Raw genomic sequence first — 24,950 nt, forward strand, 5'->3', positions numbered from 1 at the left:
CATGACCATCACCTCCACATCGCCCGTCATCGCCGACATGGCCGTGTACCCGGTCGCCGGACACGACAGCATGCTGCTCAACCTGAGCGGTGCGCACGCGCCGTTCTTCACGCGAAATCTCGTCGTGCTGACCGATTCCGACGGTCGGACCGGTGTCGGTGAGGTGCCCGGCGGCGAGGCGATTCGCACCACGCTGGAAGATGCGCGTTCGCTGATCGTGGGCCGTTCGGTCGGCACGTACCACGCCATCCTCGGCGACATTCGGAAGACGTTCGCGGGCCGCGATTCCGGCGGTCGAGGTGCGCAGACCTTCGACCTCCGCATCACCGTCCACGCGGTCACGGCCGTCGAATCCGCGCTTCTCGATCTGCTCGGTCAGTTCCTCGATGTCCCGGTGGCGGCGCTGCTGGGCGACGGGCAACAGCGGGATCGGGTCCAAGCGCTGGGATATCTGTTCTTCGTCGCGGATCGCACCAAGACCGACCTCGCCTACCGGTCCGCCGACGACGAGGCGACCGACGCCGACGACTGGATGCGCGTCCGGCACGAGGAGGCGTTGACACCCGAAGGCGTGGTCGCGCTGGCGGAGGCAGCCCAGAAGCGTTACGGATTCCAGGATTTCAAGCTCAAGGGCGGCGTGCTCGCGCCCGCGGAGGAGGCGGCCGCGGTACGCGCGCTCGCCGAACGGTTCCCGTCGGCGCGCGTCACGCTCGACCCCAACGGCGGCTGGTTGCTGAGCGAGGCGATCGAGATCGGCCGAGGGCTCAAAGACGTTCTGGCCTATGCCGAAGACCCGGTCGGACCCGAGGGCGCGTTCTCCGGCCGCGAGGTGATGGCCGAGTTCAAACGGGCCACCGGGCTGCCCACGGCGACCAACATGATCGCCACCGACTGGCGCGAAATGGGTCATGCCATCCGGGCCAACGCCGTCGACATCCCGCTCGCCGATCCGCACTTCTGGACGATGGTCGGCTCGGTGCGCGTCGCCCAGCTGTGTGACGCGTGGGGACTCACCTGGGGTTCGCATTCCAATAACCACTTCGACGTCTCGCTGGCCATGTTCACGCACGTTGCAGCGGCTGCACCCGGCGACGTGACCGCAATCGACACGCACTGGATTTGGCAGGACGGCCAGCGTCTGACGGTCGAGCCATACGAGATCGTCGACGGCTACCTGGCAGTGCCCGACAAGCCCGGGCTCGGCGTCGAACTCGACATGGAACGAGTGCACGAAGCGCACGAGCTGTACCAGCGTGAAGGCCTCGGAGCGCGTGACGACGCCGTGGGCATGCAGTTCCTCATCCCCGGGTGGACCTTCGACAGCAAGAAGCCCGCGCTCTACCGGAGTTGATCCGAGTTCGGTGGCCGACCCGGCTGACCCTGCGGAAGTCTGTACCTGGGAGGCCGGCCAAGTGCGCATTGCGCTTGGTCTGGCGCAGCGGTACAGATTCCCGACGCGGCTGCGTTAGTGTGATCCAACGGGCATCGTGACGTGCGGTGTCACGATGCCGGAAGTGGATCGATGTTCTCACTGTCGCGCCTGAGTTGCTTCATCGCCGTAGCCGAGGAACTGCACTTCGGCCGGGCCGCCGAACGTCTGCACATGACCCAACCGCCGCTGTCCCGACAGATCCAGCAACTCGAGCACGAGCTCGGAGTGCAGCTGATCGAGCGCAGCAGCCGCGCGGTGTCGCTGACGGCCGCGGGATCGGCCTTTCTCCCCGACGCCCGACGCATCGTCGCCCTCGCCGAGAGTGCGGCGCTCACCGTCCAGCGTGTACCCGCCGGCGACCTGGGCACGGTGACGATCGGGTTCACCGGCGCGTCGGCACGTGCAGTCCTGCCCCGACTCATGCAGCACGCGCGCGAGAAGCTCCCCGACGTCCGACTCGTGCTGCGGGAAATGGTCACCGCGGCCCAGATCGAGGGTCTCGCCGGGGGCGACCTCGACCTCGGCATCGTTCGACCCCCCGTCTCCCGGCCCGGCATCCTGACGCGGCCGTTGCATCACGAACGGCTGGTCGCTGCCGTGCCCGCCGACCATCCCCTCGCAAACGTCGAGCACCTGACCATCGAGGACTTCGACGCTCAGCCGGTCATCATGTATTCACCAACGGACGCAAGGTATTTCAACGAACTGTTGATCAGTACCTTCACCGCGGTGGGCGCGTCGCCGCGCTACGTCCAGTTCGTCACGCAGGTGCACACGATGCTGGTCCTGGTGCACTCCGGCTTGGGGTTGGCGCTGGTGCCCGAATCGGCGATGACCATGCATCCTGACGGTGTTGTGTTCAAGGAAGTCCGAGCCGTGCGCGACCGTCCGGTTCAGATGAACGTGGCCTGGCGGGCCGACAACACCAACCCGGCACTGCATCGACTGATGAGAGATGTTCTGCCGGAACGGGAGTGGATCTGACGAGAGGGTGTCTCAAACAGCAGCGCGCACAGGTGGTTTGACGGCGACCACGGGGCACTGGGCGTCGAGGAGGACGCGCTGCACCACGCTGCCGGTCAGTAGCTTTCCGACGGGGGAGCGGCGGCGTTGTCCGATCACCAGGAGTTCGACGTCGTCGTCGTAGGACGCGTCGATGAGGGCGTCGGCGTGCGACAACCCGTTGTCCTTGTCGGCGACACGGTAGTTGACGTCGTCGGCACCGGCGGTACTGCGTGCGGTTTCCAGGTCGACCACGAAGTCGGTCGAGGACGAGCTGTCGCCGTCGGCGACCACCACCACGTCGGTGTTGCGCATGCGGGCCTCGGCGAAGCCGAACGGCAGCGCGCCACGACCTTCGACGGTCGGCATGTAACTCAGTACGACGCTCATCATGCGTCCTTTCGGGCAGTCGGACGACGCGGTTCGACGACGGGGGTCACGAGGTCGCCGATCTCCAGATAGGTGTCGAGATTCTGCAAGGTCAGGGCTTCCATCGCGGCGCGGGTCTCGACCGTCCCGCTTGCGAGGTGGGGCAGTAGCACCACGTTGTCCATGTTGATCAGGGCGGCCGGCACGTGTGGTTCCCGCGCGAAGACGTCGAGGCCCGCGCCGGCCAGCTGCCCGGACTGGAGAAGGTCGATGAGTGCGTCTTCGTCGACGACGCTCCCGCGTGCGACGTTGACGAGAAAACCGTTGGGGCCGAGTGCTTTCAGAACCTCACGACCGACCAGATGCCGAGTGCCGGACCCGCCGGCGGCGGCCACGATCAACACGTCCACGTCGCGGGCCAGGTCCATTGCCGAGCCGACGTAGCGGTACGGAGAACCGCTGACCTCGCGGCGGTTGTGGTAGGCAATGACGCAATCGAATGCGCTGAGCCGCTTGGCGATTGCCGAACCGATGCGACCCAGACCGATGATGCCGACGCGGGCGCCCGACACCTTGCGGGCCAACGGCACGTTGCCCTCCACCGGCCAGCGGCCCGCCCGGACATAGCGGTCGGCGGCGGTGAATCTGCGCATTGTGTCGAGGACCAGGCCCACGGCGGTGTCGGCGACGCAGTCGTTGAGGACGTCGGGGGTGTTGCTCACCCCGATTCCCAGCTCCGTGGCCCGGCCCACGTCGGTGGTGTCGTAGCCGACGCCGAAGTGGATGATCGCGCCCAGGTTGGGCAGTGCGGCCATCAACTCGGCGTCGACGCCGGTCCGGCCGGAGGTGACCACTGCGGTGATCTTGTCGGCGTGTGCGGCCAGGAACTGCGCCCGCATGGGCCCATCGGGCAGCAGATCCGCGTCGTAGTGCTCAGAGAGCGTCGCCTCCAATGAAGGCTTGAGCGGGCCGACCCGCAGCACGGTGCCGGAGTCCGACGAAAAGTGCTGTCGTGCAACGACTTCTTCGGATGTGTCCGTACTGGCGAGGCTGCTGCTCATCGGTCCTCCTCGACCGGTTGCGGACATATGGGTGTCCTGGGCTGATGAATCCACGGTAGGACTGCCTGGGAATACCTGTCCAACACGCAAATAACATGGATCGATGCCCAAACGGCATTGACTCGGCCGCGACGATTCAGCGACTCGATCGGCGTGTCGGGAAACCAACAGGTCAGGCCGGTTTTCGGGGTCCGAATCATGCTCTACGTCGAGTCCGCCGAACCGCCCGGTAACCCCCGAAATGGCCATGTGCAGGGGTTTTGTGCTGTTGACGGTTCCGTTCGACCGCTCTTAGCGTGTGTCTACCGTCACACAACGTGGCCTCAGCCCCCACGAATCACTCGACAGCTCTTCATCGGAGGTTCTCATGCAGATGGCGTCCAAGCGCTCCTCGCGACGCCAGGCCGGCGTGCTCGCCGCGGCAGCAGCCGTCGCGCTGTTGGCCGTCAGTGGCTGCAGCGTCGCCAACACGACCCAGAGCGAGAGCGCGAGCCCCAACACGCTGCGCATCGTGCTCCCGCAGGAGCCGCCGACGCTGGAGCCGTGCGACGCCTCGCTCACCGCGACCGGTGTGGTGGTGCGGTCCAACATCACCGAACCGCTGATCGAGCGCGATCCCAACAGCGGAACGCTGCTGCCGAAGCTGGCGAGTTCCTGGAAGCAGGTCGAACCCAATGTGTGGCGGTTCACCATGGTCGACGGGGTGAAGTTCAGCAACGGTGCTCCGTTCACCGCCGAGGACGCGGCGTTCTCGATCAAGCGGACGTTCAACGGTGCGATCGGCTGCGACGTCAATGGATATGTGTTCGACGACAGCAAGATCGAGGTCACCACCCCGGACGCCAAGACCGTCGAACTCCGCACAGAAGCGCCGGACCCCATTCTGCCGCTGCGCGTTTCGTTCATCGAGATGGTTCCGCGCACCACCGATGCCGGTGACAAGGTCCGCGAACCCGTCGGCACCGGGCCGTACATGGTGGACTTCTGGGATTCCGGCCAGCGAATCGTTTTGAAGGCCAATCCGAACTACCACGGACAGGCGCCGCAATACACGCGGGCCGTGTACCAGTGGCGTACCGAGGGCAGCGTGCGTGCCGCGATGGTCGCCAACGACGAGGCCGACATCGCGACCCAGTTGGGTCCCGAGGACGGCGCGGGCGACCTCGGTATCGCCTACACCAACAACGAGACCACCGCACTGCGCATGCAGGGCACCGACGCCCCGCTCAACGACTTCCGCGTCCGCGAGGCCATCGACCTCTCGATCAATCGCGCCGGGATCGTCAAGGCGCTGTTCCAGAATCTTGGTACGCCCGCCGCCCAACTCGTCGGCAAGGGCATCGTCGGTTACAACGACACGTTGACACCGACGCCATACGACCTCGACAGGGCGAAGAGTCTCATCGACGACGCGCGTGCCGCCGGCGTCCCCGTCGACCGGCAGATCCGTCTGATCGGGCGCACGGGTCAGTTCCCCAAGATCAACGAGACCATTGAGAACATTCAATACACCCTCTCCAAGATCGGGCTCGACGTGAAGATCGAGATGATGGACACCTCCGGTCAGATGCAGTACCAGACAAGGCCGTTCGTTGCCGGCTCAGGACCCGTCCTGCTCATGATCATGCACGGCAATCAGGCCGGTGACACACAGTTCACCCTCGATCAGTACATGCTGTCCGACGGGTATCAGAGCACCTTCGGCACCGCCGCCTACGACCGGGAGATCCGCGCTGCGGAGGCACTCACCGGCCCGCCCCGACAGGCCGCGCTGGCGCAGGTCCTCGCCAACGAACCGATCCAGATCCGCCAGTACGCCTACATCGCGCACATGCAAGCGGTCCTCGCCAAGTCGAAAAAGGTTTCCTACAAGCCGAATTCGGCGACCGGTGACGAGATGCGTCTGGCCGAGATGACCCACGCCGATTCCGACAACGACTGATCAGCGACAGTCACGAACAAGATAAGGCCCACGATGTTCACCTTCCTCCGACGCCGGATGTTCACCAGCCTCATCCCGCTGATCATCGTCCTGTTCGGCGTGTTCTTCATGGCGCGACTGACCGGCGATCCCACCAATCTCTACCTGCCGGTCTCCGCGACCGACGAGCAGCGCGCCGAGTTCGCGGCCGCCAATGGGCTCGACAAACCCATGTGGCAACAGATGGTCGACTACTTCTCCGGCGTCCTCCATCTCGACTTCGGCGAGTCCCTCAAGACCGGCCAGGATGCCGCGGCCATGGCGCTCAAGGCATTTCCGGCGACCCTGCAGCTGGCCTTCATGACGCTGGTGCTGTCGATCCTCGGTTCGGTCATCATCGGATGCTGGGCCGCCTACCGACCCAACTCGTTGGCCGACCGCTTCTCGAGTCTGCTGTCGATGACCGCGGCGAGCGTCCCCGATTTCTGGTTCGCGATCACCGGCATCTGGATCTTCGCGGTCGTGCTGGGATGGCTGCCGACGTCGGGCACCGGTGGGATGCTCGCCTGGGTACTGCCCATCGCGACCCTGATGATCCGGCCGCTCGGCGTGCTGACGCAGGTGGTGCGCGGGGCCATGGTGTCGGCGCTGTCGGCCCCCTACGTGAAGGTGGCGCGCAGTAAAGGCGCCGGCGACCTACGGGTCGTCACCCACCACGCCCTGCGCAACGCCGCCGCACCCGCGCTGACCGTCGCCGGCGACCTCGCCGTCGGACTGATCAACGGTGCCGTGGTGGTGGAAGCCATCTTCGGGTGGCCCGGCATCGGCAAGCTGATGATCGACTCCATCTTGCAGCGCGACTTCGCAGTCCTGCAGGCGGCCGTACTGCTCACTGCCGTCAGCATTTTCATCCTGAACATCGCCATCGACGCCGGGTTGGCGCTTCTCGACCCGCGTGTTCGTGACAAGGCCACGGTCTAAAGGTCTAGGAGGACCCAGATGTCGATCGTCACCGAACCCCTCGACCCGACCAGCCCTGTCGCGTCGACCGACCCGATGGGCGACTCGGTCGCCGCCAAGAAGGTGCCGTCGAGCAAGTTGCCGTTGTGGCGACTTCTCTTGCGGGACAAGCTCGCCACCGTGGCCGCGGTGATCCTCGGGATCGTCCTGTTCACGGCGATCTTCGGCCCATGGCTGGTGGGCGACGCCGCGACCGAGCAGAACCTCGACGAGTCGAATCTGCCGCCGTTCAACCTCGACACCGGCGCGATGAACTTCCTCGGCACCGACCCCCTCGGCCGCAGCATGTTCGCGCGGTTGGTGGTGGCCTGCCAGACCACGCTGATGGTGTCCGTTCCCGCGGTGGTGATCTCGTGCGTCATCGGCTCGGCGATCGGCATGTGGGCCGGCTATCACCGGGGCTGGCGGGAAACCTTCGCCATGCGCGTCGCAGACGTCATCATGAGCTTCCCGTCGTTGCTGCTGGCAGTGGTCATCCTCTACGTGTTCTCGCCGAGCGCGGCCAACATCGTTGCGGTCCTGGCCATCACCCGCATCCCGATCTACCTGCGCACCGCCCGCGCCGAATCCGCCGAACTGCAGAGCCGCGTCTTCGTCGACGCCGCACGAACATTCGGCGCCAGTAGTGGGCGCATCCTGCGCGGTCACGTGCTTCCCATCCTGCTGCCGACCTTGTTGACCGTGGCTACGCTCGACTTCTGCTACGTGATGCTCGCCGAATCGTCACTGTCGTTCCTGGGCATCGGCATCCAGCCGCCCGAGGTGAGCTGGGGTCTGATGGTGTCGCAGGGCCGGACGTACCTACAGACCGCGTGGTGGCTCTCGTTCTTCCCCGGTCTGGCCATCGTCGTCACGACGGTCTCGGCGACGATCCTCGCGGCATGGGCTCGCATTGCCACCGATCCCGGTCAGCGCTGGCGCCTGACCACCCCCAAAGCCCGTAAGCGCTTCTTCTCCTCACGAAAGGCCGTGCGATGAGTGCACCCACCCTTGACCGGAAATCGCGCACGGACGAACTTGTCGCCCTTGAGGTTTCCGACCTGACCGTCGATCTGCGCACGCCGACCGGGACCGTGCGGGCCGTCGACCACGTCTCTTTCCTGGCCCGACGCGGCGAGACCCTCGCTCTCCTCGGAGAATCGGGCTGCGGCAAGTCGATGACCGCGCAAGCGCTGGTCGGTCTGCTCGACCCCATCGCGGAGATCTCCGACGGCTCCATCAACCTCGACGACGTCGACCTGGTGACCGCGTCAGCCGGCAAACGCCGCGACATGGCCGGCACCGAACTGGCCATCGTCTTCCAGGACGCGCTCACGGCACTGAATCCCGTCTACACGGTGGGAACCCAACTGGCCGAACCGTTTCGCATCCACCGCAAGATGTGCCGCAAGCAGGCGCGCCATGAGGCCATCGAACTGATGCGCCACGTCGGGATTCCGGAACCGGAGACGCGCATCGACTCTTACCCCCATCAGTTCTCCGGCGGTATGCGGCAGCGGCTGCTGATCGCGATGGCGGTTGCCCTGAGCCCCAAGGTACTTCTCGCCGACGAGCCGACGACCGCGCTCGACGTCACCGTCCAGGCGCAGATCATGGCGCTGCTCGCGCGGCTGCGCACCGAACACGACATGGCGGTGGTACTCATCACCCACGACCTGGCCCTGGTGGCCGAACAGGCCGACCGGGTGGCGATCATGTACGCCGGCAACGTCGTCGAAACCGGCACGGTTGCCGAGGTGTTCGGCAATCCCAAGCATCCCTACACGAAGGGGCTGCTCGACTCGGTCCCGGTGAGCGCCGAGCGCGGTGCCGATCTCAAGTCCATCGGCGGGACACCGCCGGACCTGCACTCGATCCCGACCGGCTGCGTCTACCAGGCGCGCTGCCCACTGGCGCGTGGACGATGCGTCCAAGAGCGACCGACTCTGCAATCGGTAGGTGAAGGCCGCAAAGCAGCCTGCCATTTCCCGGAGGAGACCAGCAATGCCTGAACAACAGTCTGAACGCGACCCAGCCCAGGTCCTCGAAGTCCGTGACGTCGGCAAGACATTCACGGTGTCGGGAAAGTCTGGGCGCAAGCAGCTCCGCGCGCTCGACGGCATCAACCTCGACCTGCGCAAGGGGGAGACCCTCGGTCTGGTCGGTGAATCCGGCTGCGGCAAGTCCACACTCGCACGCACTCTGATGATGCTCGAGCGGCCCGACGGCGGTACCGTGCGCTGGGACGGCACCGATCCGTACCGGCTCAAGGGCAAGGACCTGCTTGCTCTACGACGCAAGGTGCAGATGGTCTTCCAAGACCCGTACGCATCACTGAACGCGCGCATGAACGCGGCCGAGATCATCTCCGAACCGTGGCGTACGCATCGAGATCTGTACCCGCGCAAGCGGGATCGCGCAGCCCGCGTTCGCGAGCTGCTGCATCTGGTCGGTCTGCGACCCAGCGACGAACACCGTAGCCCCCAGGAGTTCTCCGGCGGCCAGCGTCAGCGACTCGGGATTGCGCGCGCGCTCGCGCTCAACCCCGAGGTGATCATCTGCGACGAGCCGGTCTCGGCACTCGATCTGTCGGTACAGGCGCAGGTTCTCAACCTGCTCAACGACCTTCAACATGAACTCGACATCTCCTATATCTTCATCTCGCACGACCTGTCGGTGGTGCGGCACGTCGCCGACCGCGTCGCTGTGATGTACCTCGGTAGGATCGTCGAAACCGGCAGCACCGAATCGGTTTTCGATCATCCGGCGCACCCGTACACCGAAGCCCTGATGTCGGCGGCGCCGTCACTGGATGCGACGCACCGTCGCGAACGGATCCTGTTGTCGGGTGAGGTTCCGTCGCCGCTGAACCCGCCGTCGGGCTGCCGATTCCGGACCCGATGCGCGCATGCCACCGACATCTGCGCGACGCAGTTGCCGCCGATCGTGGACGATCTGGCCGACGCCGGCCACGTCGCCGAGTGCTATCACCCGCGTGGTCGCGTCGCCCTCGGGACGCCCGCGGTCGCATGACCGTGGCCATCCTGGCCGTGGTGACCGTGACGGTGTGCCTCGCCGCGTGTATGCAGGCGTCGATCGGCTTCGGCATGGGCATGCTCGCAGCGCCGGTGGTGGCCCTGGTGGCGCCAGAGTTGTTGCCGGGCACGCTCATCGCGTCGGCCACCGTGGTCACGCTGATGGTGGTGGTGAAAGAGCGGGAAGCGCTCGACCTGCGTGGCACGGGATGGGCGTTGGTCGGACGAATCCCGGGCACCATCGCCGGTGCACTGCTGCTGGTTTGGCTTCCCGAGCGCGGACTGGCGCTGATGCTTGCCGGTGTGGTGCTCGGCGGTGTGGTCCTTGCCGCGCTGGGCTGGCAACCGCGTCCGCGTCGGCGTGCGCTGGCCACCGCGGGGGCCGCGTCGGGCTTGCTCGGTACCGCCACCTCGATCGGCGGACCGCCGATGGCCTTGGTGATGTCGGGCTCCGAAGGTGCCCGCGTGCGCAGCAATATGAGCGCGTTCTTCCTGGTGGGCAGTCTCATGTCGCTGGGTGCCTTGGCGGCTGCGGGTCACCTCCATCGGGAGATCGCGGTGGCGTTTGTCGTACTCATTCCGGCAGTCGTGGTCGGCTACTTCGCATCCCGCTACGTGAATCGCCTGCTCGACGCCAAGCGGTTGCGCACCGTGTCCATCGTGGTGTCGACGATCGGTGCGTTGCTGCTCATCGGGCAGCAGATCCTATTCTTCAAGGAGTTGCCGTGAAGGTCGTCATTGGTGAACGAAACGTACTGCCACACAAGGAACTCTTTCTGTCTCTGCTCGACACGGCAGATCTAGAGTTCTCCTGGCACGAGAGTTTTGACGAGAGCCGTCTGGTCGACGACATCGGCGACGCAGATGTGTACATCGGCGGGCGGGTGACTCCGGCCATGGCGAGAGCCGGTACGGGACTGCGACTCGTGCATGCGGTCGGGGCGGGCACCGACAAGGTGAGTACCGCGGACTTGCCGGCCGGCACCATGGTGGCCAACACGTTTCATCACGAGGATGCGATCGCCGAGTACGTGGTCTCGTCCGCGGTGATGCTGCGACGCGGCCTCCTGCGCCAGGATGCAGAACTGCGCAGGAACAACTGGGCGACCTCGGTCTACCGCGACGGTCTGGCGCAGCCACACACGCTGCGCAACGCGATGATCGGTTATGTGGGCTTTGGTCACATCGGCCGGCGCAGCGCGGAGTTGTTCGCTGCCTTCGCTGCCCGTGGTTGTGCAGTCACCGGGTCCGGTCGTATCACCGAACCTGCTGGCCTGGAATGGTATTCGAACACCGACGAGCTCAAGCGGCTCATGCACGAGTCGGACGTGGTGGTGGTCTCGGCGCCGCTGAACGAACGCACCGAGGGCATGATCGGCGCCGAGGAACTGTCCTGTCTCGGGTCCGACGGGATTCTGATCAATGTCGGTCGCGGGCCCCTCATCGCTGAACGAGATCTGTACGAATCGTTGCGAGACAACGTCATCGGAGGCGCGGCGATCGACGTCTGGTATCGATACCCCGCCGGTGGCGATCGCGCCGAACCGTCGGACCTGCCCTTCGCGCAGCTGCCGAATCTGTTGATGACGCCGCACACTTCGGGAGTGAGTGCCGAGACGTTCGTCGGGCGGGTACACGATGTCGCCGACAACATCCGACGCCTCGTCGACGGCCGGCCGCTGGATCGAATTGTGTGGCCGCCGGCGGGTAGTAACCCTGCGACCTAGGTCGATACGGTGTAAGCATCGATGGGCACTGAATTTGACTTGGACATGAATGGATAACCGGACTTACCGTCAGAACATGGCACCGATCGCGGCGAGCGATCCCCACCGCGATCGGCGCCACTCCACCACCGCACAGTCGACGAATCGGCGAAGGAAGACACAGATGACGACCGCAGAACGGACCGGGACACTGACCGGGCAGATGATCATCGCCGGTGAGTACGTCACCGGAACCGGCCGGGCGATCCAGGCCGTGAATCCGGCAACCGACAAACTGCTGACGCCCGCGTACGGGCATGGCGATGCCGCCGACGTCGAACGCGCGACCGCGGCCGCGTGGCAGGCGTTCGGCCCGTACCGCAACACCACCTCGGCCGACCGTGCGCACTTCCTGGACACCATCGCCGACAACGTCGACGCGGCACGCGACGAGCTGGTCGAGCGGGCAACCGCCGAGACCGGACTCCCCGCCGCCCGGATCACCGGTGAGGTCGGCCGCACCAGCGGGCAGTTGCGGCTCTTCGCGAGCGTGCTGCGGGAGGGCAGCTGGCACGGCGCACGTATCGACCCGGCGCTGCCGGACCGGACGCCGTTGCCCCGTCCCGACATCCGCCAGCGCCGCATCCCCCTCGGGCCGGTGGCGGTGTTCGGCGCCAGCAACTTTCCGCTCGCCTTCTCCGTCGCCGGCGGCGACACCGCCTCGGCCCTGGCGGCCGGATGCCCTGTCGTGGTGAAGGCACATGACGCGCATCCGGGTACCTCGGAGCTGGTGGGGAAGGCCATCACCGCCGCCATCGTGGCCAGCGGCATGCCCGCGGGCACCTTCTCCCTGCTGTACGGCGCGGGTTCGGAACTCGGCGTTGCCCTGGTGACCGATCCGAACATCAAGGCCGTCGGCTTCACCGGCTCCCGCTCAGGTGGCACGGCTCTTGTTCGTGCGGCAGCCGCCCGCCCGGAGCCGATTCCCGTCTACGCCGAGATGAGTTCGATCAATCCGGTGTATCCACTTGCGGGCGCACTCCGCGCCGACGCGGCCGGACTCGGACGCGCCTTCGTCGGCTCGCTGACGATGGGCTCGGGACAGTTCTGCACCAACCCCGGGCTGGTGATCGCCGTCGACGGCCCCGACCTCGACACCTTCATCGAATCCGCCTCCCAAGCCGTGTCCGGCAGCACCCCGACCCCGATGCTGACTCCCAACATCGCGCGCTCCTACACCGGAGGTGTCGACGAATTCGAGAAGGCGGCAACGGTGGTGGCGCGAGGTGAGCGTCCCGAGGGGCCCAACGCGTGCCGTGCGGCGTTGTTCGCCACCGACGCCGACACCTTCCTCGCGTCGACGGAGCTGCAACAGGAGATCTTCGGGGCGTCGAGCCTGATCGTCAAATGCCGTGACCAGCAGCAGGTTCGCGAGGTCACCGCGAAGCTCGAGGGACAACTGACCGCTACGGTTCACGCCGCTGACACCGATCACGACGACGCCGCCGAGTTGGTCGGCGATCTGGAACTCAAGGCGGGTCGAATCCTGTTCAACGGCTGGCCCACCGGTGTCGAGGTGGGGCACGCGATGGTGCACGGCGGACCCTATCCGTCCACCTCCGACAGCCGGACCACCTCCGTCGGATCGCTGGCGATCGAACGATTCCTGCGACCCGTTGCCTATCAGGACGTCCCCGACGCCCTGCGGCCTGCCGCCATCGCCGACGGCAACCCCGAACACATCTGGCGCCGCATCGACGGCGAACTCACCCGCGACTGACCACACACAGAAATTCAAGGAGCTCACCATGCTTGACGGCGTACTGTTCTTCCCCGTCACACCCTTCGGCCCCGACGGCGAGGTCGACTACGACCGTCTCGTCGAGCACATCGACCGCGGTGTCGCAGCCGGCCCCGGCGGCGTCTTCGTCGCCTGCGGCACCGGCGAATTCCATGCGCTCGGCCTGCGCGAGTTCGGCGAGATCGTGCGCCGCACCGTCGAGACCGTCGGCGGTCGGGTGCCGGTGTTCGCCGGTGCCGGCGGTTCGCTGGTCCAGGCCAAGGAATTCGCGGCCAGTGCCAAGGCGAATGGTGCCGACGGAATCCTTTTGCTCCCACCGTATCTCGTCACCATGCCGCCGGCCGGACTCGTCGAGTACACGCGCGCCGTCGCATCGACCACCGACCTGCCGGTCATCGTCTACAACCGTGGCAACGCGGTCTTCGACGAAGCCGCCGCGATCAAGGTCGCCCAGCTGCCCACCGTCATCGGATTCAAGGACGGCACAGGCGATCTCGACAACGTGTCGCGGATCGTGATCGCCGTGAAGGCTGCCTTGGCAGATTCCGGCAAGGAGTTCCTGTTCTTCAACGGCCTGCCGACCGCCGAGATCACCCAGCAGGCCTACCGCGCCATCGGCGTGACCCTGTACTCGTCGGCGACCTTCGCCTTCGCGCCGGAACTGGCCCTCGCGTTCTACAACTCGCTGGAAACCGGCAACACCGAACTCACCGAGGCGTTGCTGCGGGACTTCTTCCACCCACTCGTGCGCCTGCGCAACAAGGTTCCCGGGTATGCGGTGTCGCTGGTGAAGGAGGGCGTGACCATGGAAGGTATCGACGCCGGACCAGTACGCGCACCTCTCGTCGGACTCACCGACGAGCATCGCGCGGAACTCGAACGAATCACCGCCGCTGGTCGTGCCGTCCTGGCCGGTTCGCTGGCCACCAGCGCGGCCGTCTGAGGCAGCCGGTCCCATGCAACCGACAGTCATCACCGGCGTCACCGTCACACCCGTGGCATTCGTCGACCCGCCATTGCTGAACACCGTTGGTGTGCACCAGCCGTATGCGTTGCGGGCGATCATCCGAATCGATACCGCCGGCGGTCTGCAGGGAGTCGGCGAGACGTATGCCGATACTGCGCACATCACCCGGATGGAAGCCGCCGCCGAGGCCATCGTCGGCTTGGATGTGTTCTCCCTCAACCTGATCCGCACCACGATCGACGAGCGGATCGGACAGTTGTCGGTGACCGGCGGTGACGGCGTCGCCGGCATGATCACCACCGCCAGCACGACGGATCGTGTGTTCTCGCCGTTCGAGGTGGCCTGCCTCGACGTCCAGGGCAAGAGCCTCGGCCGTCCGGTCAGCGACCTGCTCGGAGGTGCGGTGCGCGATCGGGTTCCGTTCAGCGCCTACCTGTTCTACAAGTGGGCGGGGCATCCCGGCGGAGTCGAGGACAGCTGGGGTGAGGCAATCGAGCCCGGTGGGCTGATCCGCCAAGCGCATCGCATGATCGACGAGTACGGCTTCACCGCAATCAAACTCAAGGGCGGCGTGTTCCCGCCGGATGAGGAAGTTGCGGCGATCAAGGCCCTGGCCGCTGAATTCCCCGATGTGCCGCTGCGACTCGACCCCAATGCGGCCTGGACCGTCGACACGTCGATCCGGGTGGCCGCCGAACTCGACGGCGTGGTCGAGTATCTCGAAGACCCCACACCGGGACTCGACGGGATGGCCGAGGTGGCCGCCGAGGCCAAGATGCCGCTCGCGACCAACATGTGCGTCGTCGCCTTCGATCATCTCGAGCCGGCCATGCGCAAGAATTCGGTGTCGGTGGTGCTGTCCGATCATCACTATTGGGGTGGTCTGCAGCGATCGCGACTGCTCGCCGGAATCTGCGACACCTTCGGGATGGGCCTGTCGATGCACTCCAACTCCCATCTCGGCATCAGCCTGGCCGCGATGACCCATCTGGCCGCCGCCACACCGAATCTCACCTATGCGTGTGACACCCACTGGCCGTGGAAGACCGAGGATGTGGTGAAGCCGGGTGTGCTCGGTTTTGTCGACGGGGCGGTGCCGGTGCCGACCGGCCCTGGGCTCGGTGTCGAGGTCGACGAGGCCGCGCTGGAGCGGCTGCATCAGCAGTACCTGGATTGCGGTGTGCGCGATCGCGACGACACCGGTTACATGAAGTCGATCGACCCGAGTTTCGAGAACACCTGTCCGCGTTGGTGAGCGTTGGTATGGTTCGCCATGCCAGTTCGCCCGTCGCGCAGACTTCGCAGTGTCATCATCGTCCCGCTCATCATGACGATGTGCGCGATTCCCCTCGTGATCTCTCCGTCGGCGCACGGGGCACCGCCTCGTGCGCAGACGCAGGACACAGGTTTTGCGCAACCATTCGCCGGGCCGGAGCGCTACCTTCCCTACGCGCCGGCGAAGTTGACGTCGCCCGGTCAGCTGAACCGACCCGTGGGTCGTCAGGCCGCGGAACGGATCGCACGCGGCCTGGGATTGACGCCGGCCGACGCGTTGAGCGAGAAACAGTATCGCGATTTCGTCACGGGCAGCGGCGTGGGTGGGTCGAAGCAGTCTGCCAAGATCATCGATGCCTGTCTGGGTATCCTGACGAACACCAACGGGCGCCCCGGTTTCGGCGGTTCCATCCTGGGCAGCTACGGCCTCTACGTCACCAAGAGCGGCATGTTGCAGAGTCCGGCGAATGCCAGTGCTCCGACTCGCCAGGTGAACACGCTCATCGCGCCCGGCGGCTATGTCGGGAACTGGATGCGGGCGAATGGTGCGCGGCGCTCCCTGGAAGCGCTCTATCGGTCGGCCTACACGGCAGAACTACCGTTCGGGTTTGTCGCACAGCAGATCTCGGGTGAGGCGCAGCTGGTCGCCAACACCAAGAACGTTCGCACCGCGACCGTCGGCATGTCGATGGCGCCGCCACTGTGGCTGGTCAACTTCGTGTTGCTCTACATCGTGAAGCCCGACATCGCAGCGGCGATGCCCGCGTACTGGGCCCCGATCCCGCCGGCCGTGGCCCGTGCGATCAAGGCGAGCGCCACTGGGCAGGTCCCGTATGCGCAGTACGCGTCGTATTTCACGTAGACGTGTCGAGCAAGCGACTCAGGAGGGCCCGGAACGTGGCTGCGTCCTCGGCTCCGAGCGTCGCCTCCCACTCCCGCTCCACTTCCAATGCCGTTCGACGCATGGTGCGCAGAGCCAGCCATCCCCGTTCGGTGAGTTCGATGAGCTTTGCGCGCGCGTCGTCCGGGTCGGTGATCCGCCGGACGTAGCCGCCCTTCTCGAGTGCGGTGAGTGCTTGGGCGACGGCTTGCCGGCTGACCCCGTTGATCTCGGCCAGATCCGACGCATGACGCGGCGACTCCACCAGCGGAACCAGCGCGACCGCTTGCGCAGGGGTGACGCCGTCGAGTCCCGCTTCGGCGAATGCCGCCGCAACCCGTGGCCCGGCACGACGCGCCAGCGCCTGGACGAGCGCCGGTGTCGTACGCGGGGGCAACTGCATGCGATCAGTCTTTCAAATCGGGAAGAGGTCTCCGCCGCCTCCTAGATGCATCCGCGCCCTCCCGCTGGCTGAGCAGGGCCGTCCCGATGGCTGAGGTGCGAGCCTGCGAGCCTCGAAGCCTCTGGTGAGACGACATTGTTGTCTCACCAGCCCTTCGAGGCTCGTCGCTTTCGCTCCTCGCACCTCCGGGAGCGGTAGGGGCACCTCGGCTCAGGAGAGGCGTTGCATTTAGGCAAGTATCTTGTCAAAATGGTTCGTATGGTCCTCACCCGATCTCGCCATGCTTGCGCCGTGGTCTGCCTCGCCGTGCTTGCGGCACTCCTGATGGTTCCGTCGAACGCGGCTGCCGCCCCGACCGGCCGCTCGTCGCACCAGCTGAATCATGGTGGGCTCGAGCGTCAGTATCAGCTGTTCGTGCCCCGATCGCGCCCAGGTGCCGCACCGCTCGTCGTGGTGCTGCATGGCGGATACGGTTCGGCCCGCCAGGCGCAGCGGGCCTATGGGTGGGACTCACAGGCGCAGCGTCGGGGATTCGTGGTTGCCTATCCCGACGGATTCCGACGGTCGTGGAATGCCGGAACCTGTTGTGGTCCTGCGCAACAGCGCAACGTCGACGACGTGGGATTCATTCGTGCGGTCGTCGCGGACGTGTCCAAGAGGACCTCGATCGACCCGCGGCGCATCTACGTGACCGGCATGTCCAACGGTGCCATGATGACCTATCGCCTTGCGTGCCAGACCAATCTGTTTGCGGCCGTGGCTGTCGTGGCCGGCACCATCGTCAGCCGGTGCTCGTCACCCGCCCCGACATCCGTTCTGCACATCCATGGCGATGCCGACCCACGGGTCCCGTATCGCGGCGGACCGGGACTGCCCTTCGGAGGTGGCGGGGCTCGGGTGAACGGACTGTCCGTGGCTGCCGACAATGCGTTGTGGCGCAACGCCGATCGGTGCGCGCCCCCGAGGATCGGCAGGTCGGGACGTCTGACGATCTCGACGGCGCGATGCCGTGCCGGACGTACGGTCGAGCTCATCACCGTTGCCGGTGGTGGGCACGAATGGCCGGGTTCTCGATCGGCATCGCAGCCCGCTGCACTCGACGCCACCGCCGCGATCGCCGACTTCTTCGGGCTGGGCGTGCGCTGAATTCGGAGAACGTCGGTGAGTGTCGGCCTCGTGAGGGCAACAATTGACCACATGATCCGCATCGCCACCATCGGGACGTCGACCATCACCCGTACCTTCCTCGACGCTGCTGCGCAGGTGCCGGCAGTGCAGGTCGCGACCGCCTACTCGCGCAACTCCGAACACGCAGCGCAGTTCGCCGCCGAGACGGGGATTGCGCAGTCGAGTGCCGATCTCGACGGATTGCTCGCGTCGGCCGACGTCGACGCCGTGTACATCGCCTCTCCCAACGGCATTCATCACGACCAGGCGCTCCAGGCGATCGGTGCGGGCAAGCACGTCCTCGTCGAGAAGCCCGCATTTCCGACCGTCGCAGAGTTCGACGAGCTGGCGGCGGCGGCGTCGGCGGCAGACGTCATCGTGCTGGAGGCGATCCGCAATGTGTACGACCCGGCAATGGCTGCGCTGGCCGAACTGCTTCCCGAGATCGGCGTGTTGCGTCGAGCATCGTTTGCCTACTGCCAGCGGTCGGCGCGCTACGACAAAGTACTCGCCGGTGAGCGCGTCAACATCTTCGACCCCGCGCTGGCCGGCGGTGCGCTATACGACCTCGGGGTGTATCCGATCGCCGCGATGATCCACCTTTTCGGCGAACCCGACCGGGTGCTCGGTGCAGCGATCCCCATTCCCGGTGGTGCAGATGGAGCAGGGGCCGCGCTCGCAATCTACGACGGCTTCATCGTGGATCTGTCCTACTCGAAGATCACCGCGTCGAACCGCGTCAACGAGATTCAGGGAGAGCGCGGCACCATCACCTTCGACCACGTCGCCGAACCGCGAACAGCCACGGTGACCAGCCTCGACGGTGTGCAGCGCGACTACGAGCTCGACGTGCCGCACAACAACATGGAGCACGAGATACGACGATTCGCCGATCTGATCTCCGGCGCCGACACCCCGGAACGCGATCATGCCGGGACCAGGGCGACCCTTCGAGTGGTTGAGACGATTCATACCGGTTCGTCTCGCTTCGGTCACGCCTGACGGTTACCCTCGGTCCATGCATTGTGTGGTCGTGGGTGGAGGACTGGCGGGTCTGGCGTCGGCGGTGTGGCTCGCCGAAGCCGGTCATCGGGTGACGTTGCTGGAGCGTCGGGGATCGCTCGGTGGTCGAACCATCTCGATGCCGCTGGCCGCGGTCGACGACGTACCCGACAACGGGCAACACGTCTTCGCCAGCGGCTACGAGCACCTGATGCGGTATCTGGACAGTGTCGGCACCCGCAAGCATGTGGCGTTTCCGGGTCACATGACGATGCGGATGCCCGGCGGGGAAACCCGCACGTCGTCGTTCTCGGGAGTGTCCGGCCTGCGGACGGCGCTCGGTGACCTGCCGGGTGTGAAGGGGTTGGACAAACTGCGGACCGCGCGGGCGCAGGCGACACTGATCCGGCAGGCACTACGACAACCGGCGTGGCTCGACGACGTCACCGCCGACGAATGGTTCCGCCGCATCGGTATGCCCCAATCGGCACGCGACGCGCTGTGGGACGGCATCGTGATCGGACTGACCGGCGACAAGCCCGACATCTCCTCGGCCAAGGTGCCCGCAGACCTGTTGGTGACCGGCATGCGACGGGCCCGTGCAACCAAGACGCCGATCTCGATCGGTTATCCCACAGTCGATCTCGACACCCTGTTCATCGATGGCGCGGAGAAGAAGTTTGCCGACGCGGGTGTCGACGTCCGACACCGGGCCGTCGTCTCGTCCGTCGATGTCGCCGACGGGGCCGTGACCGGTGTGACGCTGGTCGGCGGCGAACACATCGCTGCCGATGCCGTCGTCTGCGCGGTCCCGGTCTGGAACATCGCCGGTCTGCTGGACCAGGTGCCCGGTCACGAAAAGATCTATGCCGCAGCGCAAGCCCTGACTCCGGTGCCGATCGTGAGTGTCAATCTTTACCTCGACCGCTCGATCGGGATGTCGGACTGGGGCGAGATCCTCTACGGGGGAGAGGTTGTCCTGGAACAGGTTTGGGACCGCCAGCGGATGCATGGCCGCGACGCCACGGAGAACCACTTCTATTCGACGACGGTGTCGGCCGCCTACGAGCTGACACAGAAGTCCAATGTCGAGATCACCGACATCCAGATGGACATGCTGCGCAAATACTATCCGGGTGCCAAGGGCGCCAAGGTGATTCACAGCCATGTGGTGCGCATGCCGAAATCGACATTCGCGCAACGACCCGGCACCGCGGGCATTCGTCCCGACCAACGCACCGCGGTACGCGGTCTCGCTCTGGCCGGTGACTGGACCCGGACCGACTGGACCACGACCATGGAGGGCGCGTGCCAGAGCGCCGCCCGCGCGGTCGACGTGATCCTCGGGCGATAGGCGACCTATTGGGGTGGGGCCGCAGTCAGTCCGGATTCGGCGAGCACCTGGGAGAGCAGGCTCTGCAGGGCCCAGTCGAGTGCCCGGAGGGATCGTTGCGAGCCGTTCTCGTAGCCGACGAGCAGGTACATGGCGGCTCTCGAGTGCAGTTCGGCCTGCTCCCGATCGCCGGTGACGGCGGCCAGGGTGTCGGCGATGTAGCTGCGGCGTTCCTCGTCGACCTCGGCCTGGATCGCGCGCACCTCGGGGTCGCGGTCGGCCCAGACGCGGATGGCGGCCTCGGTGTCGTGGGGCAATCGCAACGCGATGCCGGTGAGGAAGGTGAGACGTTCCAGCGGGTCGGCGACGGAGGTCGCGTCGGCGATCAATCGTTGGCTCTTCTCGGCGCGCCAGTATCGGATCAGAGCCGCGGTGTACGTGCCCCAGCTGGGAAAAGCGTGATAGAACGACCCGGTCGTTGCGCCCACCGAACCGCAGACCGTCGCGAGCTTGAGCCCGGCATGCCCCTGTTCGGCGAGGATCAGCAGCCCGGCCTCGAGGTAGCGAACCTTGGCAGTGTGCGAGGGCGTCGTCCGCCGCCGTTCCGTCGATTCCACCCACTCAGTGTAGATGTGACCTGTTGCACAAAACAATAAGTTCACTTACGCTTTGTGGACGCGACGAAGGAGACCGCAGTGCGCATGGTGAATCCCCGCAAGAATCATCCGAATGCCGGGTTGAATCCCGAGACCGACTACACCGAGATCTATCGCAACCTGTCGACGCTCGAGTTCCCGTGGGACATCAACCAGGCACTCAGCTTTGCGCTCTTCCGGACCTACGCCGTACCGAGCATCGGCCGACTGCTCGACGAGACCGCCGCCTTCACCGAGTCCACCCAGAAGCGCTACGACGACACGAGCATCCTGCTCGAGGTGCCGCTGATCGAGGGATTCGACAGTGCGCGCGGAAAGAGCGCCATCCGTCGGATCAACCAGATGCACCACATGTACGACATCTCCAACGACGACTTCCGTTACGTCCTGTCCACATTCGTGGTCGTACCGCGCAGGTGGCTGGCCGATTTCGGTTGGCGCGACCTCACCGACGGCGAGATCTTGGCATCCGTGCGCTACTACCAGTCGCTGGGAAAGCACATGGGCATCAAGGACATCCCGACCACCTACGACGACTTCGCCGATTTCATGGACACCTACGAGGCGCAACACTTCGCCTTCGACGCCGGCGCGCGGCGGGTGGCGGATGCGACGATGGAGCTGATGGCGTCGTTCTATCCCGGCTTCGCCGCACGCGGCGTCGACGTGTTTAGCCGGTCGTTGATGGACGAACCCCTGATCGAGGCGTTCGGTTATCGGGAACCCGGCGAGATCGCACGGAAGGTGTCGCGTGGCGCACTGAAGGCCAGGGCGCGGCTGCTGTCGTTCCTGCCGTCCCGCCGCAAGCCGCAGTACGTGCACGACATGCCGCGAATCCGGAGCTACCCCAACGGTTTCCAGATCGACAAGATGGGCACCTTTGCGAAAGGCTGCCCCGTGCAGCACACCCCGTCGGAGACGGCCGTCGAATCTCAGGCCTCGGCTGCGACGCGCTGATCGCCTGCGAGGCGCACGGCTTGGGGGCCGGCTGTCGGACGTGCGGTCGGGATGCACAGGGTGATCGCGACACCGATGAACGCTGCCGCGGCGGCGATCACGAAGCACCAGTGGAAGGTTGACTGGTCGGGGAAGTCGCGGCCGAAGTACTCGGTCGTCGAACTCGCCAGGACGAGCGCCATCACCGCGGAGGCGACGGTGGTGCCGATGGACCGCATCAGGCCGTTGAGTCCGACCGCGGCACCGGCCTCGGTGATGGGCACCGAGCCCATGATGAGGGTCGGCATGGCCGCGTAACCGGTACCCACGCCCGCGGAACCGATGATCGATGCCAGCGCGAGTTGCCAGGCCGAGTTCATCAGGAAGAAGGCGACAAGATAACCGGCGCCCAGCACGGTGGCGCCGATGGCCAGGGTGTACTTCGCGCCGATCTTGTTGATGAGCAACCCCGACACCGGGGCGAACAGCATCATCGTCAATCCGCCGGGTGCCATCCACAGGCCTGCCGCGAAGACGGTCTGCCCGAGGCCGTACCCGGTGAACTCGGGTGTCTCCAGCAGGGCCGGGATCACGATGGCCTGCGCCATCATGCCGAAGCCGATGGCGATGGCGGCCAGGTTGGTGAGCAGCACCGCGGGCTTTGCGGTGGTCCGCAGGTCGACGAGGGGCTCGCGGTGCCGAACCTCGTAGAAACCCCACAGGACCAGGATCGCCAGGCCGCCGACGAGGAGACCGAGGGTGCTGCCCGAGGTCCACCCCCAGTCGTTGCCCTTGGAGATGGCGATGAGCGCACTCACCAGACCGAGACCGAGTCCGAGCGCACCGAGATAGTCGAATCGGCCACCCGCAGCGTCGGCGATATGGGGTACCACGAGGACGATCAGCACGGTGATCACCACGGCCAACGCGGTGGACACCCAGAACAGCATGTGCCAGTTCCACTCTTCGGTGATCCAGGCGGCCAGCGGCAGTCCGACACCGCCGCCTACGCCCAGCGTCGCGCTCATCGCGGCAACCGCCATCGACGTCAGACGAGGCGGGGTCACTTCACGCATCAGGCTGATGCCCACCGGGATCAGACCCATGGCAAGACCTTGGATCGCGCGACCGGCCACCAGCGGCACCACCGAATTGCTCAACGCGCAGACGAGCGATCCGACCGTCAGAAGGATTCCGCTGCCGATCATGATGCGCTGCTTGCCGAACATGTCGCCGAGGCGACCGGCGACCGGCATGGCGATCGCGGCGGCCAGCAGGGTGGCGGTGATGATCCACGACGCACTCGAGATCGAGGTACCCAGGAGCGTGGGGAGTTCGGGCTGGATCGGGATGATCAGCGTCTGCATCAGCGACGCGATCAGACCCGCGACGCACAGCACGACGACCGTGCCGATCGCGCCGGCCGGGGTCGTGTCCGCGTGGGGCACGCCGGCGTCGTCGACGACGGTGAGGTCGGGTTTGCTTGTCATACGGCACACTCCACTGGCATCATTTCCGGCGACGTATGCAGGCTACATATGTACCGTACATACAGCGAATCGGACATTCGCCGTGCGAAGGAGTTGGGTCGGGATGGCGGCTGAGAAGGACGCGTCGTTCTGGCCGGTGCCGGTCTACGGCCATCTGGCCGACGAGTTGCTCCGGTTGACTCGTCGCAAGGTCAACATCCATCCCGATTCGATCCTCGACAACTCGGCTTTCACGATCCTGTGGCTGCTGTCCGACGGACGCCCGCGCACCCTGCGTCAGCTGACCGTCGACCTCGACCTCGAACAGTCGACGGTGAACCGGCAGGTGAACGCTGCGATCAAACACGGCTACCTCGAACGGTTCGACGTCGAGGGTTCACCGAGCCGCAGGATTCGTCCGACCACTCGTGGTCACGAGGCCTTCATCCACGACGGCACACTGCGCGCGGGCCGACTCGAGCAGGTCTTCGCCGACCTGGCACCAGGGACGCCCGAATCGCTGCTCCGCGAACTCCGCGCCTACAACGACGCCTACGACCGCGTCCTGCATCGCCAGGACCGCGACACCCGACTCGCCAAGTGACGAACCGGCAGCAAGTGAGGAATTGATGGGCACATATGCGGTGACCGGCGCGGCGTCGGGGATGGGTGCTGCGGTGGCGGCATCGTTGACCGAGGCCGGGCACACCGTTCTGGGCATCGATCGGCCCGGAACCGACGCGGACATCGCCGCCGATCTGTCGACGGCCGACGGTCGGGCGGCCGCGGCGTCGGCGGTTCTCGAACGCTGCTCGGGACGGCTCGACGGCGCGGTGCTCGCGGCCGGGCTGGGTCCGAAACGTGGTCAGGAACAGACGATCCTCGACGTGAATGTTCTCGGCGTCACCGAACTCCTGACGGCGTGGCGGCCGGCGCTCGCGTCCGCGTCGAATGCGAAAGTCGTTGTCTTCGGTTCTAATTCGACGACGTCGACGCCGCTGGTGCCCCATCGCGCGGTACGACGCCTGATCGCCGGTGACACCGAGGCCGCCGCGCGGCAGATTCGCCGGCGGGGTCAGGTGTCGGCGCCCGCGGCCTACGCGGCGTCGAAGGTGGCCGTCACGCAGTGGTGTCGGTTGCACGGAACGCGCCCGGACTGGGCCGGTGCGGGAATCCGGGTGAACGTCCTCGCACCGGGCCCGGTGATGACGCCGCTCCTGCAATCCCAACTGAACAGCGCGCAGGGCAAGAACGTGCGGTCGTTTCCGGTGCCGGTGCGGGAGTACGGAACACCCGAGCAGCTCGCGGCCTGGGTGATGCTGATGCTGTCCGACAGCGCCGATTTCATGTGCGGCAGCGTCATCACCGTCGACGGCGGGACCGAGGCGTTGCTCCGATCCCGCGACTGGCCCAAGCCGTTGCCGTTGCGATCGATGCCGAAGTTGTTGTGGCGCATGTATCGAGCGCCCAAGGATGGCCAGGTCGCGCAGTACTGACCCCCGTTGACCGTGCGTCCCAAACCGTTGACCGTGCGTG

The 24,950-nt window shown here is 66.0% G+C and carries 24 protein-coding genes; 19 read left to right on the forward strand and 5 right to left on the reverse strand.

Annotation, left to right across the window (positions count from 1 at the left end; all coding sequences use genetic code 11):
- Position 1 precedes the first annotated feature (1 nt).
- Together gudD and MKW15_RS19235 are read left to right on the forward strand one after the other, a co-directional pair.
- Positions 2-1,351 carry a glucarate dehydratase gene (gudD, locus tag MKW15_RS19230; protein WP_240860943.1) on the forward strand — a complete coding sequence of 450 codons (1,350 nt, stop codon included), beginning with the start codon at positions 2-4 and terminating at the stop codon, positions 1,349-1,351.
- 171 nt (positions 1,352-1,522) lie between these two features.
- Complete coding sequence (locus MKW15_RS19235; RefSeq protein ID WP_240860946.1) at positions 1,523-2,416, forward strand: LysR family transcriptional regulator; 894 nt, start codon at positions 1,523-1,525, stop codon at positions 2,414-2,416.
- Positions 2,417-2,428: 12 nt separating this feature from the next.
- Here MKW15_RS19235 and MKW15_RS19240 read toward each other — a convergent pair whose 3' ends face one another.
- Positions 2,429-2,824: a universal stress protein gene (locus tag MKW15_RS19240; RefSeq protein ID WP_240860948.1), complete on the reverse strand. Its 396-nt coding sequence runs from the start codon at positions 2,822-2,824 to the stop codon at positions 2,429-2,431.
- Complete coding sequence (locus MKW15_RS19245; protein ID WP_240860950.1) at positions 2,824-3,864, reverse strand: 2-hydroxyacid dehydrogenase; 1,041 nt, start codon at positions 3,862-3,864, stop codon at positions 2,824-2,826. The genes MKW15_RS19240 and MKW15_RS19245 overlap by 1 nt, the downstream gene beginning before the upstream one ends.
- A 367-nt stretch (positions 3,865-4,231) precedes the next feature.
- Between MKW15_RS19245 and MKW15_RS19250 the strand changes: the two genes are divergently transcribed.
- The 11 genes from MKW15_RS19250 to MKW15_RS19300 all read left to right on the forward strand — a co-directional run bounded on the left by MKW15_RS19250 (position 4,232) and on the right by MKW15_RS19300 (position 16,430).
- Positions 4,232-5,806 carry an ABC transporter substrate-binding protein gene (locus tag MKW15_RS19250; protein WP_240860951.1) on the forward strand — a complete coding sequence of 525 codons (1,575 nt, stop codon included), beginning with the start codon at positions 4,232-4,234 and terminating at the stop codon, positions 5,804-5,806.
- A 33-nt stretch (positions 5,807-5,839) separates the two neighbouring features.
- Positions 5,840-6,766 (forward strand): ABC transporter permease, encoded by a 927-nt coding sequence (locus MKW15_RS19255; protein WP_240860953.1) that lies wholly within the window; start codon positions 5,840-5,842, stop codon positions 6,764-6,766.
- Positions 6,767-6,784: 18 nt separating this feature from the next.
- Positions 6,785-7,783, forward strand: coding sequence for an ABC transporter permease (locus MKW15_RS19260; RefSeq protein ID WP_240860955.1), 999 nt, complete (start codon positions 6,785-6,787; stop codon positions 7,781-7,783).
- Positions 7,780-8,796 (forward strand): ABC transporter ATP-binding protein, encoded by a 1,017-nt coding sequence (locus tag MKW15_RS19265; protein ID WP_240860957.1) that lies wholly within the window; start codon positions 7,780-7,782, stop codon positions 8,794-8,796. The genes MKW15_RS19260 and MKW15_RS19265 overlap by 4 nt, the downstream gene beginning before the upstream one ends.
- Entirely contained in the window at positions 8,789-9,817 is a 1,029-nt protein-coding gene (locus tag MKW15_RS19270; RefSeq protein WP_240860959.1) for an ABC transporter ATP-binding protein, read from the forward strand. Before MKW15_RS19265 ends, MKW15_RS19270 begins: the two co-directional genes overlap by 8 nt.
- The gene (locus tag MKW15_RS19275; RefSeq protein WP_240860961.1) at positions 9,814-10,548 is read left to right on the forward strand and encodes a sulfite exporter TauE/SafE family protein; all 735 of its coding nucleotides are present in this window, start codon (positions 9,814-9,816) and stop codon (positions 10,546-10,548) included. Before MKW15_RS19270 ends, MKW15_RS19275 begins: the two co-directional genes overlap by 4 nt.
- Positions 10,545-11,546: a 2-hydroxyacid dehydrogenase gene (locus MKW15_RS19280; protein ID WP_240860963.1), complete on the forward strand. Its 1,002-nt coding sequence runs from the start codon at positions 10,545-10,547 to the stop codon at positions 11,544-11,546. Before MKW15_RS19275 ends, MKW15_RS19280 begins: the two co-directional genes overlap by 4 nt.
- Positions 11,547-11,709: 163 nt before the next feature.
- Complete coding sequence (locus MKW15_RS19285) at positions 11,710-13,305, forward strand: aldehyde dehydrogenase (NADP(+)) (protein WP_240860964.1); 1,596 nt, start codon at positions 11,710-11,712, stop codon at positions 13,303-13,305.
- A 28-nt stretch (positions 13,306-13,333) separates the two neighbouring features.
- Positions 13,334-14,269: a 5-dehydro-4-deoxyglucarate dehydratase gene (locus tag MKW15_RS19290; protein ID WP_240860966.1), complete on the forward strand. Its 936-nt coding sequence runs from the start codon at positions 13,334-13,336 to the stop codon at positions 14,267-14,269.
- Positions 14,270-14,282: 13 nt separating this feature from the next.
- Positions 14,283-15,548: a glucarate dehydratase family protein gene (locus MKW15_RS19295; RefSeq protein ID WP_240860968.1), complete on the forward strand. Its 1,266-nt coding sequence runs from the start codon at positions 14,283-14,285 to the stop codon at positions 15,546-15,548.
- An 18-nt stretch (positions 15,549-15,566) separates the two neighbouring features.
- The gene (locus tag MKW15_RS19300) at positions 15,567-16,430 is read left to right on the forward strand and encodes a hypothetical protein (protein WP_240860970.1); all 864 of its coding nucleotides are present in this window, start codon (positions 15,567-15,569) and stop codon (positions 16,428-16,430) included.
- On the opposite strand, the gene MKW15_RS19305 is transcribed toward MKW15_RS19300, so the two are convergent.
- Positions 16,423-16,851 (reverse strand): MarR family winged helix-turn-helix transcriptional regulator, encoded by a 429-nt coding sequence (locus MKW15_RS19305; RefSeq protein ID WP_240860972.1) that lies wholly within the window; start codon positions 16,849-16,851, stop codon positions 16,423-16,425. The genes MKW15_RS19300 and MKW15_RS19305 overlap by 8 nt on opposite strands.
- A 249-nt stretch (positions 16,852-17,100) precedes the next feature.
- On the opposite strand from MKW15_RS19305, the gene MKW15_RS19310 reads away from it, so the two are divergent.
- The 3 genes from MKW15_RS19310 to MKW15_RS19320 are packed head-to-tail and all read left to right on the forward strand — an operon-like array spanning position 17,101 to position 20,374.
- A complete protein-coding gene (locus MKW15_RS19310; RefSeq protein WP_240860975.1) occupies positions 17,101-17,997 on the forward strand; it encodes an extracellular catalytic domain type 1 short-chain-length polyhydroxyalkanoate depolymerase in 897 nt (298 codons plus the stop codon).
- Positions 17,998-18,027: 30 nt separating this feature from the next.
- Positions 18,028-19,020 carry a Gfo/Idh/MocA family protein gene (locus MKW15_RS19315; protein ID WP_240860977.1) on the forward strand — a complete coding sequence of 331 codons (993 nt, stop codon included), beginning with the start codon at positions 18,028-18,030 and terminating at the stop codon, positions 19,018-19,020.
- Between the two features lie 16 nt (positions 19,021-19,036).
- A complete protein-coding gene (locus tag MKW15_RS19320; protein ID WP_240860979.1) occupies positions 19,037-20,374 on the forward strand; it encodes a hydroxysqualene dehydroxylase in 1,338 nt (445 codons plus the stop codon).
- Positions 20,375-20,379: 5 nt separating this feature from the next.
- On the opposite strand, the gene MKW15_RS19325 is transcribed toward MKW15_RS19320, so the two are convergent.
- Positions 20,380-20,970, reverse strand: coding sequence for a TetR/AcrR family transcriptional regulator (locus MKW15_RS19325; RefSeq protein WP_240860981.1), 591 nt, complete (start codon positions 20,968-20,970; stop codon positions 20,380-20,382).
- A gap of 84 nt (positions 20,971-21,054) precedes the next feature.
- Between MKW15_RS19325 and MKW15_RS19330 the strand changes: the two genes are divergently transcribed.
- Positions 21,055-21,966 carry an oxygenase MpaB family protein gene (locus MKW15_RS19330; RefSeq protein WP_240861008.1) on the forward strand — a complete coding sequence of 304 codons (912 nt, stop codon included), beginning with the start codon at positions 21,055-21,057 and terminating at the stop codon, positions 21,964-21,966.
- Here MKW15_RS19330 and MKW15_RS19335 read toward each other — a convergent pair.
- Positions 21,942-23,435: an MFS transporter gene (locus MKW15_RS19335; protein WP_240860982.1), complete on the reverse strand. Its 1,494-nt coding sequence runs from the start codon at positions 23,433-23,435 to the stop codon at positions 21,942-21,944. The genes MKW15_RS19330 and MKW15_RS19335 overlap by 25 nt on opposite strands.
- Before the next feature lie 103 nt (positions 23,436-23,538).
- On the opposite strand from MKW15_RS19335, the gene MKW15_RS19340 reads away from it, so the two are divergent.
- Together MKW15_RS19340 and MKW15_RS19345 are read left to right on the forward strand one after the other, a co-directional pair.
- Positions 23,539-24,018, forward strand: a complete 480-nt coding sequence (locus tag MKW15_RS19340) for a MarR family winged helix-turn-helix transcriptional regulator (RefSeq protein ID WP_240860984.1) — start codon at positions 23,539-23,541, stop codon at positions 24,016-24,018.
- 25 nt (positions 24,019-24,043) lie between these two features.
- Positions 24,044-24,910 (forward strand): SDR family oxidoreductase, encoded by an 867-nt coding sequence (locus MKW15_RS19345; protein WP_240860985.1) that lies wholly within the window; start codon positions 24,044-24,046, stop codon positions 24,908-24,910.
- Positions 24,911-24,950: the final 40 nt, after the last annotated feature.

Origin of the sequence: Gordonia gummivorans (assembly GCF_022513585.1) — a bacterium.
In the GTDB taxonomy this organism is placed as follows: Bacteria; Actinomycetota; Actinomycetes; order Mycobacteriales; family Mycobacteriaceae; genus Gordonia.

Bases quoted from the DNA above. Each gene is read 5' to 3' on its own strand.
- MKW15_RS19320 (WP_240860979.1), top strand. From the start codon at position 19,037: ATGCATTGTGTGGTCGTGGGTGGAGGACTGGCGGGTCTGGCGTCGGCG.
- MKW15_RS19310 (WP_240860975.1), top strand. From the start codon at position 17,101: ATGGTTCGTATGGTCCTCACCCGATCTCGCCATGCTTGCGCCGTGGTC.
- MKW15_RS19260 (WP_240860955.1), top strand. From the start codon at position 6,785: ATGTCGATCGTCACCGAACCCCTCGACCCGACCAGCCCTGTCGCGTCG.
- MKW15_RS19265 (WP_240860957.1), top strand. From the start codon at position 7,780: ATGAGTGCACCCACCCTTGACCGGAAATCGCGCACGGACGAACTTGTC.
- MKW15_RS19345 (WP_240860985.1), top strand. From the start codon at position 24,044: ATGGGCACATATGCGGTGACCGGCGCGGCGTCGGGGATGGGTGCTGCG.
- MKW15_RS19255 (WP_240860953.1), top strand. From the start codon at position 5,840: ATGTTCACCTTCCTCCGACGCCGGATGTTCACCAGCCTCATCCCGCTG.
- MKW15_RS19300 (WP_240860970.1), top strand. From the start codon at position 15,567: ATGCCAGTTCGCCCGTCGCGCAGACTTCGCAGTGTCATCATCGTCCCG.
- gudD (WP_240860943.1), top strand. From the start codon at position 2: ATGACCATCACCTCCACATCGCCCGTCATCGCCGACATGGCCGTGTAC.
- MKW15_RS19275 (WP_240860961.1), top strand. From the start codon at position 9,814: ATGACCGTGGCCATCCTGGCCGTGGTGACCGTGACGGTGTGCCTCGCC.
- MKW15_RS19245 (WP_240860950.1), bottom strand. From the start codon at position 3,864: ATGAGCAGCAGCCTCGCCAGTACGGACACATCCGAAGAAGTCGTTGCA.
- MKW15_RS19270 (WP_240860959.1), top strand. From the start codon at position 8,789: ATGCCTGAACAACAGTCTGAACGCGACCCAGCCCAGGTCCTCGAAGTC.
- MKW15_RS19250 (WP_240860951.1), top strand. From the start codon at position 4,232: ATGCAGATGGCGTCCAAGCGCTCCTCGCGACGCCAGGCCGGCGTGCTC.
- MKW15_RS19285 (WP_240860964.1), top strand. From the start codon at position 11,710: ATGACGACCGCAGAACGGACCGGGACACTGACCGGGCAGATGATCATC.
- MKW15_RS19330 (WP_240861008.1), top strand. From the start codon at position 21,055: ATGGTGAATCCCCGCAAGAATCATCCGAATGCCGGGTTGAATCCCGAG.
- MKW15_RS19290 (WP_240860966.1), top strand. From the start codon at position 13,334: ATGCTTGACGGCGTACTGTTCTTCCCCGTCACACCCTTCGGCCCCGAC.
- MKW15_RS19340 (WP_240860984.1), top strand. From the start codon at position 23,539: ATGGCGGCTGAGAAGGACGCGTCGTTCTGGCCGGTGCCGGTCTACGGC.
- MKW15_RS19305 (WP_240860972.1), bottom strand. From the start codon at position 16,851: ATGCAGTTGCCCCCGCGTACGACACCGGCGCTCGTCCAGGCGCTGGCG.
- MKW15_RS19335 (WP_240860982.1), bottom strand. From the start codon at position 23,435: ATGACAAGCAAACCCGACCTCACCGTCGTCGACGACGCCGGCGTGCCC.
- MKW15_RS19240 (WP_240860948.1), bottom strand. From the start codon at position 2,824: ATGAGCGTCGTACTGAGTTACATGCCGACCGTCGAAGGTCGTGGCGCG.
- MKW15_RS19235 (WP_240860946.1), top strand. From the start codon at position 1,523: ATGTTCTCACTGTCGCGCCTGAGTTGCTTCATCGCCGTAGCCGAGGAA.
- MKW15_RS19295 (WP_240860968.1), top strand. From the start codon at position 14,283: ATGCAACCGACAGTCATCACCGGCGTCACCGTCACACCCGTGGCATTC.